The following is a 15,396-nucleotide window of genomic DNA, read 5'->3' on the forward strand; positions in this document are numbered from 1 at the left end:
TATATATATGCTTTTTGTATGATAAGTTGAGGATCGATCGTTACTCACAGCGTATGGCTGTAAGATGTCAACATGGTTTTCTGCAGGATTATCCGTCTGCTTCTCAGTGAACCACCGATCCCAGGTAAGATCGTTAACATGGTTTCTGCAGGATCCAGTTAAACCATCAGTGAAGCTATTCAAGAAATTATCTCATCGAGGACGTAATCCTCCCATTCCCTTTCACCAAGGGCTATCTCAAGTTCCGATGGGTTAAGGAGTGGTCTATCATAGATCTGTGAGTCGTCAATGGCAATCCTTGGGCAAGCTGTAACCACGAACGCCTCGATCTCCCTGAATGGCAGCAGTGCCTCCGGTGATACGTTTTCAAGCAGGAAGATGAATGCATCCCTTCCAGCAGCCTCCAGCTTCCTCTTTACCTCAAGGGCCAGTTTGAATCTCCTCTGCCCCTCCTTTGATGAAACTATTATCCCCCACCTACTGGCGGAGGAGGCCCTGTTTATCCTTGCGAATCTGATCCTGAGGACCCTATCTGCGAATTCATCCAGTCTCCTTACTTCACCATGGTAGGGGTCAGCCACCACAACATCCCTTCCTGTTAAAAGTTTTATGCCCAGTGGATGGAAGTTTCCGCTTCCGATGAAGAGGTATGCATCTGCATCGGTATTTCTGATGGCTGAAAAGTTACACCCGAGTACCTGGCCCTCGGCGGTGTTTACCCCTGAGCCCTTAACAACCTCAAATCCCCTCTCCTCAAGGAAAGACGCTGCCTCATCAAGGAGGTGGAGGTGCTGTGCGGTTGTTGCAAGGCCCACCCTTTCGTGGCCATCCAGGAGACGGGCAGCATCCTCAAGGACCCCCCTTACATCAACCCCTGAACGGGCCTCGATGAATATGACGGGCACCTCATAGTCAATGGGAAATGGTGTGTGCCCGTAGTGGATTATGAGATCAGCCATGCCCTTCATCTTCCTGTCTGAAACATCACATGCTCCGAAGCATGGGTCTGCAGATATAAGAGCTGTCGCATCCGTTTCTGATTCTATAATCTCTGCAAGTTCAACAGCCCTTGTTTTAAGTCCCTCAGGAAATTGAAGTCCAACAACATCTACTTTGAGGCGTTTTATTTCCCTGATAACCCTTTCTGTTTCAAGATCATAGAGTGACATTTAATCATTCAGCCCCCATCCGGGATGTCCTCAACGGTGACCCGCCCGTCAACAACATCTGCCTTCACAAGGCTCCTTACAGTGAACCCTGTCCTCTCCTTCACCACCCTTGAGCCCTCACCCTTATCTATGACGGTTACAACGTCCACAACCTCCACTTCCATCTCCCTGAGGGCCTCGAGGACAGCCAGCAGTGTTCCGCCGGTACTCACGACGTCATCTATTACCATTACACGGTCGTCCCCATCAACACCGTTTATGTAAAGTTCTCCCTCACTGTAACCTGTCATCTGGTGGACCGCAACCTCCCCGGGGAGGCCGTACCTCCTTTTTCTCACGACAACAAAGGGTATGCGGGTTTTGAGTGATAGCACCGTGGCATGGTGTATACCCATGGCCTCAATGCACACTATCTTATCCACACTGGCCGGATCTGGGTTGAATCTTCTCACTATTTCATCTGCAATTTCCTCAAGGAGTTCAGGCTCTGTGAGTGGTATCCCATCAGTTACAGGGTTAACAAAGTAGTCATACTCCCCCTTCTTTATTACAGGGGAATTTCTGAGGCTTTCCTTTAGTTTATCAAGCATTTTTCAATCACCCGTTATGGTCTGTGAACAGTGATAATAACCGGGACTATTCAGTGTATCCACAGCGTCACAGGATACGCTTTATAAAGGATCTTAATATATAAGTTGGCCCCAACAATAGTTAATGATTACTGATCACTGCAGGTGAAACTATGCTTGGAAATCTGGGCAGGAGTCTCAGTAAAACTATGAAAAAACTGGCAGGGATGACCATAGTTGATGAGGAGGTCGTGAAGGAAGTCATTAAGGATATACAGAGGGCCCTGATCCAGTCTGACGTTAACATAAAACTTGTATTCAACCTTTCAAAATCAATAGAGGAGCGGGCTCTTAACGAGGAGCCCCCAAAGGGGATAACACCCAAGGAGCACATCATAAGCATAGTCTACGAGGAGATGGTTAAGCTCCTTGGTGAAAGGTCCCATGAATTAAAGATAGAGGAGAAACCCTACAGGATACTCTTCCTGGGGCTTCAGGGAAGCGGTAAAACAACAACCATCGGTAAACTTGCAAGGTACCTTCGTAAGAAGGGTTTCACCGTGGGTGTGGTCTGTACAGACACCTGGAGACCCGCGGCCTTTGAACAGCTGAAGCAGTACACAGAGGGCCAGGATATCAGTGTCTATGGGGACCCTGAAAACAAAGACGCCCTTGACCTTGCAGAGAAGGGGCTTGAAAGGTTTCAGAAAAAGGATGTTATCATATTCGACACCGCAGGAAGGCACAAGGAGGAGAAGGACCTCCTCAGGGAGATGGAGGAACTTTCGGCCGTCATTAAACCCCATGAGGCCATACTCGTAATCGATGGGACAATCGGCCAGCAGGCAAGGGAACAGGCCCTTGCATTCAGGGAGGCCACAGATATCGGGTCAATAATCGTTACAAAGCTTGATGGGTCAGCCAAGGGTGGAGGTGCACTCTCAGCGGTTGCAGAGATTGGTGCCCCCATCAGGTTCATAGGTACCGGGGAGCGAATAGATGACCTTGAGGTATTCGACCCTGAAAGGTTCATATCAAGACTTCTTGGAATGGGGGACCTCAAGAGCCTCCTTGAAAAGGTTGAGGAGGTCTCAGATGAGGAACTTGCTGAGGAATCCCTCGACGCCATACTATCCGGGAAGTTCACACTGAAGGATATGAGGGTCCAGTTTGAGATGATGGGCAAGATGGGGCCCCTGCAGCAGGTCATGAATATGCTCCCGGGTGTCGGGAAACTCCCCAAGGACGCCACAAAGATGACCGAGGAGACCATAAGGAAGTACCTTATCATAATGGACTCCATGACAGAGGAGGAACTGGAAAAACCCGACATAATCAAGCAATCCAGGATCAGAAGGATATCAAGGGGGTCAGGTACCCGGAACGAGGACGTCAAGGAACTTTTAAAGTACTACAGGGTCACCAGGAAGGCCATGAAGGGCCTTGGCAGAAGGAAGATGGGTGGCCCAATGGGTCAGCTGATGAGGCAGTTCATGAGGTAGATCTGATTTAAACCAGGAGAATTAAAATGGACGTTCAGGAAAGACTTGATGCCATCTTGGATATCACAGACTCTAAAATATGTCCCCACTGCCTTGGAAGACGTTTTTCTGACGTCATGGAGGGTCCTGGAAACCGCCTGAGGGGTGAAAGGCTTGTTGAAAAATTTTCACTCCATCTGGAAGGCCCCTGCCTGGTATGTGGCGATGTGTTTGAGAGGCTCGATGAGGCTGCCCTGAGGGTCAGGGAGAAGGTGGATGACCTAAACCTGGAGTACTCATCGGTACTCGTGGGTACAAGGCTCCCTGATGATGTGCTCAGAATTGATGAAGAGATAGACAGGCGCCTTGGAATCCAGGTGGAGGGTATCAAAAGAGAGGTGAACCGTGAACTCGGCAAGAGGGTCACCTCCATCCTCCGATGCCCTGCGGACTTTGAATCACCTGACCTTGTAATAACTGTTGATCTCAGGGGGCAAATAAGGGTCCATGTTCAGATAAACCCCATCTTCATTGAGGGACGATACCGTAAACTTGTCCGTGGTATACCCCAGACAAAATGGCCCTGCAGGAGCTGCCGCGGGAGGGGGTGCAGCAGGTGCGATTATACCGGTAAAATGTACCCCACATCCGTGGAGGAACTCATATCAGAACCTGTCCTCGAGGCGACAGGGGGAAGTGACAGTAAGTTCCATGGCTCTGGCAGGGAGGATGTGGATGTGCGGATGCTTGGAACCGGAAGACCCTTTGTGCTGGAGATTAAGGAGCCGGCAATCCGCACACCGGATCTAAGGGCACTGGAGGATGAGATAAACAGAAGAGCGAGGGGCATGGTTGAGGTGGCTGATCTGAGGTTCTCCTCAAGGAACCGGAAGGTGGAACTCAAGGAGTCATCAAGGAAAAAGTACAAGGTCTACCGTGCCATTGTTGAACTCGAGGGTGCCGTGTCTGATGAGGACCTGGTAAAGCTTGAGAAACTTGACCTGATAAGGCAGCGGACCCCGTTGAGGGTTTCACACAGAAGGGCTGACAGGATCAGGGAACGCAGGGTCCTTGAAATATCCTGGAAACGCCTTGACGATCACCTGGAACTTATAATAAAGGCTGAGGGTGGACTGTACATAAAGGAACTGATCTCAGGGGACTCGGGCCGTACAGAACCCAGTGTGAGCAGCATCCTGGGTGTACCTGCAAGGTGCGCCAGCCTTGATGTCCTTGAGGTCGGGGAGCCCGCATGAAGCTTCATCTGACCCTGAAGACAAGCTGATGATGATCTCCCCCTTCAATTTGAGAGATCCCCTGCCCTGAGGAAAAATATATATTTATGGAAATGTTAAATACAGAACTTATAAGTTTAGATGTCTGATTCTTGTAAGGTTTTAATAACTGTTACAAGCCATCACAGGCTTTTTATGGAGGTTAAAAAATGAGAAGATCAAGAGGTTTCAGAAGTAAAACAAGACACAAGCTTCAGAAGGTCAAAAGGCCTGGAAGATCAAACCCGATAACAAGGAAGATCCAGAGCTTCAGTGAGGGTGACCTTGTACACATAATAATAGATCCAAGCATCCACCGGGGCCAGCCCCACCCCCGCTTCCATGGTAAAACAGGCCGTGTTGCCGGTATGATGGGCAGATCATATGTGGTGTCCATAAGGGATGGTAACAAGGAGAAACAGCTTGTGGTGAGGCCAGAGCACCTTCAGATGCAAGAGTGATTCCCATGATAGGGAAAAAGGTTCTGGAAAGTGAACCTGTTTCAATGGCAGAGGTTAAGGAGATACTTGAAAAATTCGGGGAAGAACATGAGCTCACCTACGAGCAGAACCTTGTCCTTGACCATGTAACCCGCTTTTCAAGGCTTGACCCTGAAACCAGCAGGGGTCTCATTGAGGAACTGATGGGTATCCCCAACATAAAGAGGAGGCATGCTGTCAAGATCGCAGATATCATGCCTGTGGACCTATCTGACCTCCGTTTAATCTTTGCCAAGGAAAGGGTCCCCATAAAGGCAGAGGACCTGCCAGGCATACTCGAGGTAATAGATAAATACCGGGTCGAATAAAAATAATATCTGACCTGAAAAATTAGAGTATGTGATTTCATGGAAGAGTACGCTATCATACTGGATTACCTTCCACTTGGTTACGTGAGTGAAGGTTTCGGTACATTCAAGAAGAGGCCTGTTGCCCAGGCTCTGGGAAAGGATGAGTTTACCCTCCTTGAGTTAACACCCAGGCCAGATGTTGACCTTGAGATTCATGAGGAGGTCTACATAGGTAAGGGTAAAAGGGATAAGATAGCCAGGATCAACAGGAGACTCCGGCACAATGAACTCACGGCCACAGCCAGGGTTGAACTGCCCTACGTCATTGAGGAAATAATAAAGTCCAACGAGGACAGGTTCGTGCGTTTCTTCAATGAGGCGGGCCCCATAAGCACCAGGCTTCACCAGCTTGAACTTCTTCCAGGAATCGGTAAAAAGCATATGTGGGATATCCTGAAGGCCCGTGAGGAAAAGCCCTTTGAGAGTTTTGAGGACATAAAGAACAGGGTCCCGATGCTATCAGACCCTGTTAAACTCATCGTCAGGAGGATCCTCATGGAACTGGATGTTGAGGGCGCCAAGCGGGGAAAAAGGAAGTACACAATATTCACAAGACCTCCCCAGAAGAAGAGGGACTGATTTTAACCCAATAACCAATTTATTTTATGACGGGACTCTACAGAGAGACAAGGGACGTTCTGAGGAAGTACGGTGTCAGGCTCAGAAGGAGTCTGGGGCAGAATTACCTTGTTGATGACGGCAAGAGGCAGCGCATACTGGGATATGGCAATCTGGGACCCGATGATCATGTCCTGGAGATAGGGGCCGGCATAGGTACACTGACACTCCCTATGGCAGAACTTGCAGGTCATGTTACTGCAATCGAAAGTGACCCCTTCATCGCAGGGATCCTTGCCGATAGAATAAAAGGGGACAATGTGGATATCATTGTTGGCGACGCCCTTAAGGTTGATTTTCCCGCATTCAACAAGGTGGTATCCAACCTGCCCTACCAGATATCGTCCCCTGTAACCTTCAGGCTTCTGAGGCATGAATTCGAGTTAGGGGTCCTCATGTACCAGAAGGAGTTTGCTGCAAGGATGGTTGCAGAGCCGGGTACACGGGATTACTCAAGACTCTCTGTAATGCTGCACTTCCTTGCAGAGGTCCAGATAGTTGATTACCTCAAACCGGGCTGTTTTTTCCCAAGGCCCCGTGTTGACTCTGCAGTCGTGACCGTAAGGCCCACGGGATTCAGTCTCCCTGCACTTTTTGAGGATGTGTGCCGTGCCCTCTTTCAGCACAGAAAGAAAAAAACCTCCAAGTCACTCAGGGAGTCTTTCCACGAGATAAAGGCCGACCTGGACTTCAGTGAGGTTCTGGATGTTCTTCCATCTGAGATACTTGAGAAGAGGGTCTTTCAGCTGAAGCCAGAGGAGATACTTGAAATAACAGAACGCATGGAGGAACTCTCAGCGTCCTCATGAGCAGGGGGACCCTCTGAAGTGCAGTCCACTATAGAAAAATATAAATATTATGTAAACTATTTTTTACATGGTGGTTGTTTTGATAATAGCAAGACCCGAATGGTTTGGAAGAAGAAAGTATGGTGGCTGGGGAGTTTCAGTTAAAACCTGGCAGGGCGCTGCATACCTGGCATCTGTGCTTCTAATCCTTGTAGCGGTCCAGCTCCTGCCCCTCAGTACCATGGCAAGAATATATGTGACAGCAGCATGGCTGGTATTCCTCTTCCTTGACATGTTTGATGTTATGTGGAAAGTCAGGAGGGATGAAAGGGAATACATCCACGAGGCAGTAGCCGAGAGAAATGCGGCCTGGGCCATGATGCCGGTCCTTGTTTTGGGAATATTCATCCAGCTCATCTCAAGTTCCCTTAAGGGTGACCCCTACGTGGATCCAGTCCCGGTGATTGCACTGGTTGCAGGGGTTATCGCCAAATCAGTGACAAACTATCGCCTGGAGAGGGAAAATTGAAAACCCTGATAAGGGAATACAGAAATAAACTTGGACTGACCCAGGAGGAACTGGCAGAGATGGTGGGGGTTACAAGGCAGACCATAATAACCCTTGAGAGGGGTCGCTACAACCCCTCCCTCATCCTCGCCCACAGGATCACAAGGGCCCTCGGGGGGGAGCACATCGAGGATATATTCCTCCTTGATGAGGATGGTTGAAATGATAAGGTACGGTGATCTGAAAATCGAAACATGCAGGGACGTATATGAGCCTGCAGAGGACACCTTCCTCCTTGCAGATAACCTTGAGGTTGGAGAGGGCGAAAGGGTCCTTGAAATAGGCACCGGTACTGGGCTGGTTGCCATAAAGGCCTCAGAGAAGGCTGATGTGACTGCAACAGATATAAACCCCGCTGCAGTTGAATGTGCCAGGAAAAACGCTGTCCTGAATGGCTCCGGGTTAAGGGTACTCCAGGGTGACCTCTTTGATCCTGTGAGGGGTGAGAAATTCGATGTTATACTCTTCAACACCCCCTACCTCCCTGTGGGGGAGGAGGATATCACAGAGGGTTCCATAGACCTTGCCTGGAATGGGGGACCCGACGGGAGGAGGGTTATAGACCGCTTCCTGGATGATGTGGCTGAACACCTCAAGCCCGGTGGAAGAATCCAGCTCGTTCAATCCTCACTCTCAGACACCAAGAGGACACTTGAAAGGCTCAGGAATCTGGGTTTTGATGCAGAGGTTACTGCAAGTGAAAGGTACTTCTTTGAGGAGATAGTCCTCATAAGGGCTGTTATGAGGGGGGCTAGGGATCCCTTACCAGTATCCCATCGAACACGAGGACCGCATCACCCTCCATGTAGGCCCCCAGCTCTGTACCCTCCTGGTAGACGTCTATTTTAAGTTCACCTCCAGGTAGATGCACCAGGACGCTGTCATCCAGTTTTTCAAGTTTAACCCCTGCAATCACACTGGCTGTGGCCCCTGTTCCACATGCCATGGTTGGCCCGGCGCCCCTCTCCCATGTCACCATGATGATCTCAGATGGGTCAACCACCTCAACAAAGTGCACGTTGATTCTCTCAGGGAAGAGGGGGTGGTTTTCTATTGCGGGGCCAAGCCGCTTCAGGTCCACCGATCCGGTATCATCCACAAATATCACCGCATGGGGGTTCCCGACGCTCAGAGCTGTGAGTTTGATATCCTCACCCTCAACCGGGAGGAAACGGTCTATGAACTCGCATTCCCCCACATCCATGGGTATCTGGTCTGTCTTGAATGTTGCTGTGCCCATATCAACCCTTGAGGAGACCACTGAACCATCATCCCCAATCTCAAGCTCCACGGTTTTGATGCCTGCAAGGGTTTCAACATCAAGTTTTCTCTTTCTCACAATGGCATTGTCGTATACAAACTTTGAGAAGCACCTTATTCCGTTACCGCACATCTCTGCCTCGCTTCCATCGGCGTTGAATATCCTGAACCTTATATCCCCATCACCAGCTGCTGGCTGGACAAATATGACGCCATCAGCCCCAACAGAGAATCCCCTCGTGCAGACTTCCCTGACGAATTCAGGCTTTTTATCCTCGGGTATGCACTCCTGGGTGCTCTCATCTATAACCACATAGTCATTTCCAAGCCCATGCATCTTGGAGAACATTACCATCCTCGTCATTCTATCTACCTCTTAAGGAGCCTTGCAGGTACAACCTGCCCTGCCAGTAGATCAGCGAATGTTTCCCTCCTCCTCACAACCTCGGCGTCACCATCCCTTACAAGCACCTCGGCTGGTCGTGGGCGGGAGTTGTACTGGGAGGCCATTGAGAAGGAGTAGGCACCTGCATTCATGATGGCAAGGATGTCACCCTCATTGACCTCAGACATGGGCCTGTCCCTTGCAAATAGGTCCCCTGATTCACACACATTCCCTGCTATGTCTATCTTTCCTGAGGGCCCAGCAAGGGGCCTGTCTGCAACCAGGATGTGGTGGTAGGAGCCATACATGGCAGGCCTCAGCAGTGTGTTGAAGCCTGCGTCAACCCCTGCGAATTTCCTGTAGCTCTCCTTTACTGTGTTAACGCGTGTTAGGAGATATGATGCATCCCCAACTATGTACCTTCCAGGCTCAAGGCACATCACAGGCCTTCCAAGGCCATAATCAGATAGTTTATCCTTGAAGAGGCCCGTTATCCTTGATGCGAATTCATCGATGTCCAGTGGCTCCTCATCTGGAGTGTAGGGTATGCCCAGGCCGCCGCCGAAGTCTATGAATTCAAATTCGATCCCTGTCTCCCCATGGACCCTTCCTGCGATATCCATTAGGGACTCAACTGCCAGCATGAAGGGCTCCGGGTCAAGTATCCCTGACCCTATATGGGCATGTATACCCACCGGCTTAAGGCCAAGGTCAAGTGCGAGACTGTAAACCTCCGGGGCCTCGCTTTCCATGATACCGAACTTGCTCATCTCCCCGCCGGTGATGCAGTGCTCATGGTGGCCTGCACCCACAAGGGGGTTGACCCTGAATGATACCTCAAGTCCCTCAGGGGCCATCTCCGCCAGCCTCAGAAGCTGTGACCTTGAATCAATATTGATCCTCACACCCGCTTCAAGTGCAAACTGCAGCTCATCATCCCTCACATTGTTGCCGGTGTAGAGAATCCTTTCAGGGTCAAAGCCTGCCATGAGGGCTATGTATATCTCCCCGGGAGACACGGCATCGATTCCGCTACCCTCCTCCTCCAGTATCCTCATGACCGCGAGGTTGGTGTTGGCCTTGCATGCGTAGAATACCTGGAAATCTGAATAGTTCCTGGAGAATGCCCTGTGGAGCCTTCTGTAATTTTCCCTTATTCTCATCTCATCGATGACATAGAGGGGGGTGCCGTATTCTTCTGCCAGTTCAACTGCATCGGCACCCCCAATCACAAGGTGTCCCTTATCGTTAACCTCAATATCAGAAAACATAATGGATGATCCTCCCAGATTAATTAATGAATCAATCAAATCTTTCATTCAACTGACTAATAAAAGTTCGTGGGATGTGAAAATATGAAACCATTCATACCGGTCGTTAGGGCCCTTATAAGGGGTGATGATGGTGTTCTCATTCTGAAAAGATCCCGTGATTCGGCAACAAACCCCTCAATGTGGGAGCTTCCCGGTGGAAAACCTGATGGTGGTGAAACACTGGATGAGGCACTATCACGGGAAGTCCATGAGGAGACAGGCCTTGAAATCAGGCCCATGCATGTTCTGGGCGCATTTGAGCAGGTTTTCCCGGAGAAGGTATCTGTCAACATTATCTTCTCTACTGAGTTTAGAGGGGACGTTCCGAAAATCAGCAGCGAACACGAGGACTGGTGCTGGTTCAGGGGTGGTGAAATGGACTTTTCACCCTGGCTCCGCGAATTTAAAAATAAAAATCCATGGCTTTTTGAGCACCCCAGACCTCGATGACACCCCTTAAACCATGAATCTTACTGAAACTAGGAGATGACCTGTCCGAGGACATCGACCGCTGCGTCTATCTCCTCCTTCTTTATGACAAGTGGAGGAACCAGCCTTATCACGTTACCCGCAGTGCAGTTTATAAGCACGCCCATCTCCCTTGCCTCGTCAACGACCCTGCTGCAGTCGCCATCAAGTTCTATCCCGATCATGAGGCCCACGCCACGGATGTCCCTCACAGAATCACAGCCCTGCAGAACCTGCCTGAGCCTTGCCATGAAATAGGAACCCATCTTGGCCGCCCTCTCAGGTAGCTTCTCATCCAGCAAAACCTCAATGGTTGCTATGGCAGCTGCACACCCCAGCGGGTTCCCCCCGAATGTTGATCCATGGTCCCCTGGTTTGAATGCCGATGCAACCCTTTCATCTGCAAGCACGGCGCCTATGGGGTATCCTCCGCCCATGGCCTTTGCAACCGTGGTGATGTCAGGTCGCACATCAAACAGCTCCGATGCAAACATGGCGCCGGTCCTTCCAAACCCTGTCTGCACCTCATCGAGTATGAGGAGAACATCGTTCTGCCTTGCAAGTTCCCCCACGTCCCGCAGGTAGCCCTCAGGGGGGACTATAACCCCGCCCTCACCCTGCACGGGTTCAAGTATTATGGCTGCCGTGTCATCGCCTATGGCATCTGCCATTGCCCCCAAGTCACCGTAGGGGACATGTTTGAATCCCTCTGGCAGTGGCCTGAATGGTTCGCTGTACTTCCTCTGTCCCGTGGCGGTTACAGTTGCAAGGGTCCTTCCATGGAAGGAGTTCTCCGCGGCTATTATCTCAGATTTTCCTGTGAACTTTCTTGCAAGTTTTATGGCCCCCTCATTTGCCTCAGCACCGCTGTTTGCAAAGAAAACCCTGTCATGGGGGGATATACCTGTGAGGAGCTTTGCAAGTTCCGCCTGCTCCCTGGTATAGTATATGTTGGATGAGTGGATGAGCCTCTGGGCCTGGTGACAGATTGCAAGTGCAACCTTTGGGTGGGCATGTCCAATGCTGTTAACAGCAACACCAGCAAAGCAGTCAATGTAGGAGTTACCATCAATATCCCATACAGTGGCGCCCTTGCCATGGGAGAGCACAATGGGCTGCCGCGTGTAGGTCTGCATGATAAATTTTTTTTCAAGTTCAATTACTTCCTCTGAATCCATGATATCACCGAAACATGTGGTGGACTTATATTAATCTTGAACCTAAATGGATAATAAATATGTATGTTATGGTGGTTAAATGAAAAGGGCTGTTATTGAAACCGTTAAGGGAGAAATAGAGCTCATCCTCTTCCCTGAGGATGCCCCGAATACAGTTGCCAATTTTGAGAAACTTGCAAATACCGGCTTCTATGATGGACTCACGTTCCACCGGGTAATACCTGACTTTGTGATTCAGGGTGGTTGCCCGGTGGGTGATGGTACCGGTGGGCCAGGTTACACCATAAAGTGTGAGATAAATCCCAATAAACACGTGAAGGGGGCCCTTTCAATGGCCCATGCAGGGAGGGACACCGGTGGTAGTCAGTTCTTCATAACACTCTCCCCCCAGCCTCACCTTGATGGGGTTCACACCGTCTTCGGGCGGGTTGTGAAGGGCATGGATGTTGTTGAATCAATAGAGAGGGGCGACCGGATGCTGAAGGTCAGGGTCTACGACGAATGAGGATTCCCTTTTCGATTTCATTGAGGATTAGGATTAGGACATCAGGTCAGGGTCTACGAAGAGTGAAGATTCCCTAGAGGGTTCTATCTGAGGGGTATCTCGCCACGGTAGAACCTTCTAAGGACCCCTGCGTAAGTCTCTGCGATCTTCTCAGCCACCCTGAGGTGACCCTCATTGTAATTTTCAGGGGGATCCGCTGCCACTATCTGCCCTAGGATCCCCTCATCATCCTTCACTGCCAGAGATAGGAACCTTGAAACCTTTATGTGTCCCTCGGGTATCCCATGGGCTGCAGGGTGCCCTGCGGGGTTGTTGGTGAAGAATGACTCCCCTGTATCAAGGGAGTACCCGAGGAGGCCCCCGTACCTCCCGCTTTTTGGGAGCCTGAACCTTGCCTCGCCCATCTCCTCATAGTAACTGCAGTAGTCTGTCAGGTGGGAGAACCTTATACCGACACTGTCACCATTTTCAGGGTCAACGTAGGCAACATAGCAGTACCTGCTTCCGGTTCTCATTTTTATTTCATCAAAGACAATATCAGAGGCTTCCTTAACAGACGAGACAGATTCAAGTTTTTCCCTCAGATCATTCATCATGGCCCTCCAGTGACCTTATATACCTGTAGAATGGGTGCCCGGGTCGAACCCTGTCCAGGACCCTGCCCCGCACCTCATAAAGGGGGTACCTTCCCCCATCGGTTATGACAGCGGCACCATCCAGTCCCTCAACCCTGAGGATCCTGGAGCCAACCATAACCTCATGGCCCATCCTGAGGCCAGAGGTGCTATCCCTGATGATTATGTATCCCCCCTTATCCCTGATTATTTTAATGGTGGGCTTCTCAGTTTTCTCCCTGATCCTTAAGAGTACACCTTCATGATAAGTCTCGCCGAGTCCCTTCACCTGTTCTATGAGTTCCTCCTCAAGGGCCGATCTGAGACGCATCCATGCCTCAACCTCCCTGCAGCCTATCCTGTCCCTTGTTGACCGCTGGGGGCACTTCCAGCAGTATTTTTCATCCAGGACCCTTCTGAGTTTCCTGAAAGATTTCCCTGCGGCCCTCCTGAATTCATCAATAACATCCTTCATCTTAAAGGTCCCGGGCACAGCTTGCCCTTCATCATTAACCCCTGAGTTTTTCAAGTAGCCCTGACCTCCTTGCGTGGTTGAAGAGGTAGAGCTGGACGTAACCAGCCATTTCACCGTACTCGCGGGCTGCAAATTCAGCAATCTCCCTGGCACTGAAGTTTCTATCAGGGTACAGGTGGTTCATTATCCTCCTCACCCAAACATCAACAGGGAAGGCCTCGGTCTTCCTGAAACCATAGAGGAGTATGCAGTCAGCCACCTTCGGTCCGACCCCTGGCAGTTCAAGGAGGACCTCCCTGGCATCCTGGTAGTCCATCCTGTGGATTTTGCTGATATCAAGTTCCTCAGAGAGTATCCTTGAGGTCTCCCTTATGTAGGGGGCCCTGTAGCCCACCCCGCATGATCTGAGGTCAGTGAACCTGAAATCATCGGGTAGTTTATCCTCGCGCCTCTGAAGGTCCTCAAGTGATTCCTCCTCAACCCCTGCAAGGGTGGCAGGGGATGGGAAGGTGTAGAACCGCTCCCCCCTGAATAGGTGGCAGTCACCCCACCCCCTTTTGATGTCATCCACTGCCCTCGTCCATCTCTTAATGGAGCAGTTGGCAGAGGCTATGGATGAGATTATGCACTCAAATGGATCCTTTGCAAGGAATAGCCTCAGCCCCCTTGATGATTGAATGGTGTCTGAGAGCCCTTTATCCTCAAGAAAACTGTATAAATCTTCAATTTCAAATTTAAGGTCGAATATGTACTCTATCTTCTTCTTTAAAGGTTTTCTGGGGACATCAGAGTAGGGGTTCACCCTGAGGACTTCATCCCCAGCCCTCACCTCCACAGGGCAGGGCACTCCCCCGATTATGAGGAGCTCCCTGAAGGCGCCGTCAACCCTTTTCCATGGTGGCTGGGATGTCTGGCCGCTCTCCTGGGTCAGTTCAAGGTCGAATTCCCTTACAGGTATATCCATGTATAGTTTAACCCCGTTTTTCCTGTAGCCTGACCGGGATACCCCTTGAATGAAGGTACTCCTTCACAGCGGGGACCGGATACTCGTTGAAGTGGAATATGCTTGCAGCGAGGGCCGCGTCTGCCTTTCCATCTGTGAAGGCCTCGTATATGTGCTGGGGGTTTCCCACCCCCCCTGATGCTATGACAGGTATGTCCAGGTTCTCGCTCATGGTCCTTGTGAGTGGAATGTCATAGCCCTCCTTTGTGCCGTCGCGGTCCATGGATGTGAGGAGTATCTCCCCTGCCCCCATCTCCTGGCACTCCATTGCCCAGTTTATAGCGTCTATCCCTGTGAACTCCCTTCCACCGTATATGCTGCACTCGTACCAGCAGTAGCCGTCATCAACTTCTATTATGAACCTCTCATCTGATTCCCGGGGGTTTTCAATGTATCTCCTCTTGGCATCTATTGCAACGACACATGCCTGGGACCCCACGAGTTTTGATGCCTCACTGATGAGTTCAGGGTTTTTTATTGCCGCCGTGTTTGTTGAGCACTTATCTGCGCCGGCCTTCAGCATCTTAACGTAGTCCTCTGGTTTCCTTATGCCTCCCCCCACACATATGGGCACGAAGACGTTCTCGGTGGTTGCCTCTATCACATGGGTCATGGTCTCCCTTCTCTCATGGGATGCTGTTATGTCAAGGAAGACTATCTCATCGGCACCATCCTCGTAGTAGCGGGTTGCAAGTTCCACAGGGTCCCCCGCATATCTTATCCTCTTGAATTCAACGCCCTTCACGACCCTGCCATGAGGCACCTGGAGGTCGCAGTCAAGACATGGTATTATCCTCTTTGCAAGCATTTCAATCGCCACTGGCCCATAATATTCCTGAAACTTTATGTATATCTAAAGGGTACCCTCTATAAATCTG

Annotated in this window: 20 protein-coding genes; 11 read left to right on the plus strand and 9 right to left on the minus strand. The window is 50.4% G+C overall.

Going from position 1 to position 15,396, the window contains the following annotated elements; translation table 11 throughout:
* Window positions 1-179: 179 nt before the first annotated feature.
* Both dph2 and hpt read right to left on the minus strand, forming a co-directional pair.
* The gene (gene dph2 / locus MTBMA_RS08330; RefSeq protein WP_013296484.1) at window positions 180-1,169 is read right to left on the minus strand and encodes a diphthamide biosynthesis enzyme Dph2; all 990 of its coding nucleotides are present in this window, start codon (window positions 1,167-1,169) and stop codon (window positions 180-182) included.
* An 8-nt stretch (window positions 1,170-1,177) separates the two neighbouring features.
* Window positions 1,178-1,759 carry a hypoxanthine/guanine phosphoribosyltransferase gene (gene hpt / locus MTBMA_RS08335; protein ID WP_013296485.1) on the minus strand — a complete coding sequence of 194 codons (582 nt, stop codon included), beginning with the start codon at window positions 1,757-1,759 and terminating at the stop codon, window positions 1,178-1,180.
* A 152-nt stretch (window positions 1,760-1,911) separates the two neighbouring features.
* Between hpt and MTBMA_RS08340 the strand changes: the two genes are divergently transcribed.
* From MTBMA_RS08340 to MTBMA_RS08380, 9 genes are all read left to right on the plus strand, one after another.
* Entirely contained in the window at window positions 1,912-3,240 is a 1,329-nt protein-coding gene (locus MTBMA_RS08340; protein WP_013296486.1) for a signal recognition particle protein Srp54, read from the plus strand.
* Window positions 3,241-3,266: 26 nt separating this feature from the next.
* Complete coding sequence (locus MTBMA_RS08345; RefSeq protein WP_013296487.1) at window positions 3,267-4,475, plus strand: tRNA pseudouridine(54/55) synthase Pus10; 1,209 nt, start codon at window positions 3,267-3,269, stop codon at window positions 4,473-4,475.
* 188 nt (window positions 4,476-4,663) lie between these two features.
* Window positions 4,664-4,954 carry a 50S ribosomal protein L21e gene (locus tag MTBMA_RS08350; RefSeq protein WP_013296488.1) on the plus strand — a complete coding sequence of 97 codons (291 nt, stop codon included), beginning with the start codon at window positions 4,664-4,666 and terminating at the stop codon, window positions 4,952-4,954.
* A 5-nt stretch (window positions 4,955-4,959) separates the two neighbouring features.
* On the plus strand, window positions 4,960-5,301 hold the full coding sequence (locus tag MTBMA_RS08355) for an RNA polymerase Rpb4 family protein (protein ID WP_013296489.1): 342 nt from the start codon (window positions 4,960-4,962) through the stop codon (window positions 5,299-5,301).
* Between the two features lie 39 nt (window positions 5,302-5,340).
* Window positions 5,341-5,922 carry a DUF655 domain-containing protein gene (locus MTBMA_RS08360; RefSeq protein ID WP_013296490.1) on the plus strand — a complete coding sequence of 194 codons (582 nt, stop codon included), beginning with the start codon at window positions 5,341-5,343 and terminating at the stop codon, window positions 5,920-5,922.
* 26 nt (window positions 5,923-5,948) lie between these two features.
* Window positions 5,949-6,770, plus strand: coding sequence for a 16S rRNA (adenine(1518)-N(6)/adenine(1519)-N(6))-dimethyltransferase RsmA (gene rsmA / locus MTBMA_RS08365; RefSeq protein ID WP_013296491.1), 822 nt, complete (start codon window positions 5,949-5,951; stop codon window positions 6,768-6,770).
* A 67-nt stretch (window positions 6,771-6,837) separates the two neighbouring features.
* Window positions 6,838-7,278 (plus strand): hypothetical protein, encoded by a 441-nt coding sequence (locus tag MTBMA_RS08370; RefSeq protein WP_048901244.1) that lies wholly within the window; start codon window positions 6,838-6,840, stop codon window positions 7,276-7,278.
* On the plus strand, window positions 7,275-7,478 hold the full coding sequence (locus MTBMA_RS08375; protein ID WP_013296493.1) for a helix-turn-helix transcriptional regulator: 204 nt from the start codon (window positions 7,275-7,277) through the stop codon (window positions 7,476-7,478). Before MTBMA_RS08370 ends, MTBMA_RS08375 begins: the two co-directional genes overlap by 4 nt.
* Complete coding sequence (locus tag MTBMA_RS08380) at window positions 7,465-8,166, plus strand: HemK2/MTQ2 family protein methyltransferase (RefSeq protein WP_333473115.1); 702 nt, start codon at window positions 7,465-7,467, stop codon at window positions 8,164-8,166. Before MTBMA_RS08375 ends, MTBMA_RS08380 begins: the two co-directional genes overlap by 14 nt.
* On the opposite strand, the gene dapF is transcribed toward MTBMA_RS08380, so the two are convergent.
* On the minus strand, window positions 8,069-8,941 hold the full coding sequence (gene dapF, locus MTBMA_RS08385) for a diaminopimelate epimerase (RefSeq protein WP_013296495.1): 873 nt from the start codon (window positions 8,939-8,941) through the stop codon (window positions 8,069-8,071). The two genes, MTBMA_RS08380 and dapF, sit on opposite strands and share 98 nt — an antisense overlap.
* Window positions 8,942-8,946: 5 nt before the next feature.
* Window positions 8,947-10,233 (minus strand): diaminopimelate decarboxylase, encoded by a 1,287-nt coding sequence (lysA, locus tag MTBMA_RS08390; RefSeq protein ID WP_013296496.1) that lies wholly within the window; start codon window positions 10,231-10,233, stop codon window positions 8,947-8,949.
* Between the two features lie 84 nt (window positions 10,234-10,317).
* Between lysA and MTBMA_RS08395 the strand changes: the two genes are divergently transcribed.
* Window positions 10,318-10,725 carry an NUDIX domain-containing protein gene (locus MTBMA_RS08395; protein ID WP_013296497.1) on the plus strand — a complete coding sequence of 136 codons (408 nt, stop codon included), beginning with the start codon at window positions 10,318-10,320 and terminating at the stop codon, window positions 10,723-10,725.
* 29 nt (window positions 10,726-10,754) lie between these two features.
* On the opposite strand, the gene MTBMA_RS08400 is transcribed toward MTBMA_RS08395, so the two are convergent.
* Complete coding sequence (locus MTBMA_RS08400) at window positions 10,755-11,921, minus strand: acetylornithine transaminase (protein WP_013296498.1); 1,167 nt, start codon at window positions 11,919-11,921, stop codon at window positions 10,755-10,757.
* Window positions 11,922-12,000: 79 nt separating this feature from the next.
* Between MTBMA_RS08400 and MTBMA_RS08405 the strand changes: the two genes are divergently transcribed.
* Entirely contained in the window at window positions 12,001-12,426 is a 426-nt protein-coding gene (locus MTBMA_RS08405) for a peptidylprolyl isomerase (protein ID WP_013296499.1), read from the plus strand.
* Between the two features lie 83 nt (window positions 12,427-12,509).
* Here MTBMA_RS08405 and MTBMA_RS08410 read toward each other — a convergent pair whose 3' ends face one another.
* From MTBMA_RS08410 to hisF, 4 genes are read right to left on the minus strand one after another with little or no spacing between them, the layout of a single operon-like run.
* A complete protein-coding gene (locus tag MTBMA_RS08410; RefSeq protein ID WP_013296500.1) occupies window positions 12,510-13,019 on the minus strand; it encodes a GAF domain-containing protein in 510 nt (169 codons plus the stop codon).
* Window positions 13,012-13,515, minus strand: coding sequence for a hypothetical protein (locus tag MTBMA_RS08415; RefSeq protein ID WP_013296501.1), 504 nt, complete (start codon window positions 13,513-13,515; stop codon window positions 13,012-13,014). The genes MTBMA_RS08410 and MTBMA_RS08415 overlap by 8 nt, the downstream gene beginning before the upstream one ends.
* Before the next feature lie 34 nt (window positions 13,516-13,549).
* Window positions 13,550-14,479, minus strand: a complete 930-nt coding sequence (locus tag MTBMA_RS08420; RefSeq protein ID WP_013296502.1) for a DNA glycosylase — start codon at window positions 14,477-14,479, stop codon at window positions 13,550-13,552.
* Between the two features lie 7 nt (window positions 14,480-14,486).
* Window positions 14,487-15,326 carry an imidazole glycerol phosphate synthase subunit HisF gene (hisF, locus tag MTBMA_RS08425; protein WP_013296503.1) on the minus strand — a complete coding sequence of 280 codons (840 nt, stop codon included), beginning with the start codon at window positions 15,324-15,326 and terminating at the stop codon, window positions 14,487-14,489.
* Between the last annotated feature and the right edge of the window lie 70 nt (window positions 15,327-15,396).

The sequence above is a fragment of the Methanothermobacter marburgensis str. Marburg genome (assembly GCF_000145295.1).
GTDB classification, from domain to species: domain Archaea; phylum Methanobacteriota; class Methanobacteria; order Methanobacteriales; family Methanothermobacteraceae; genus Methanothermobacter; species Methanothermobacter marburgensis.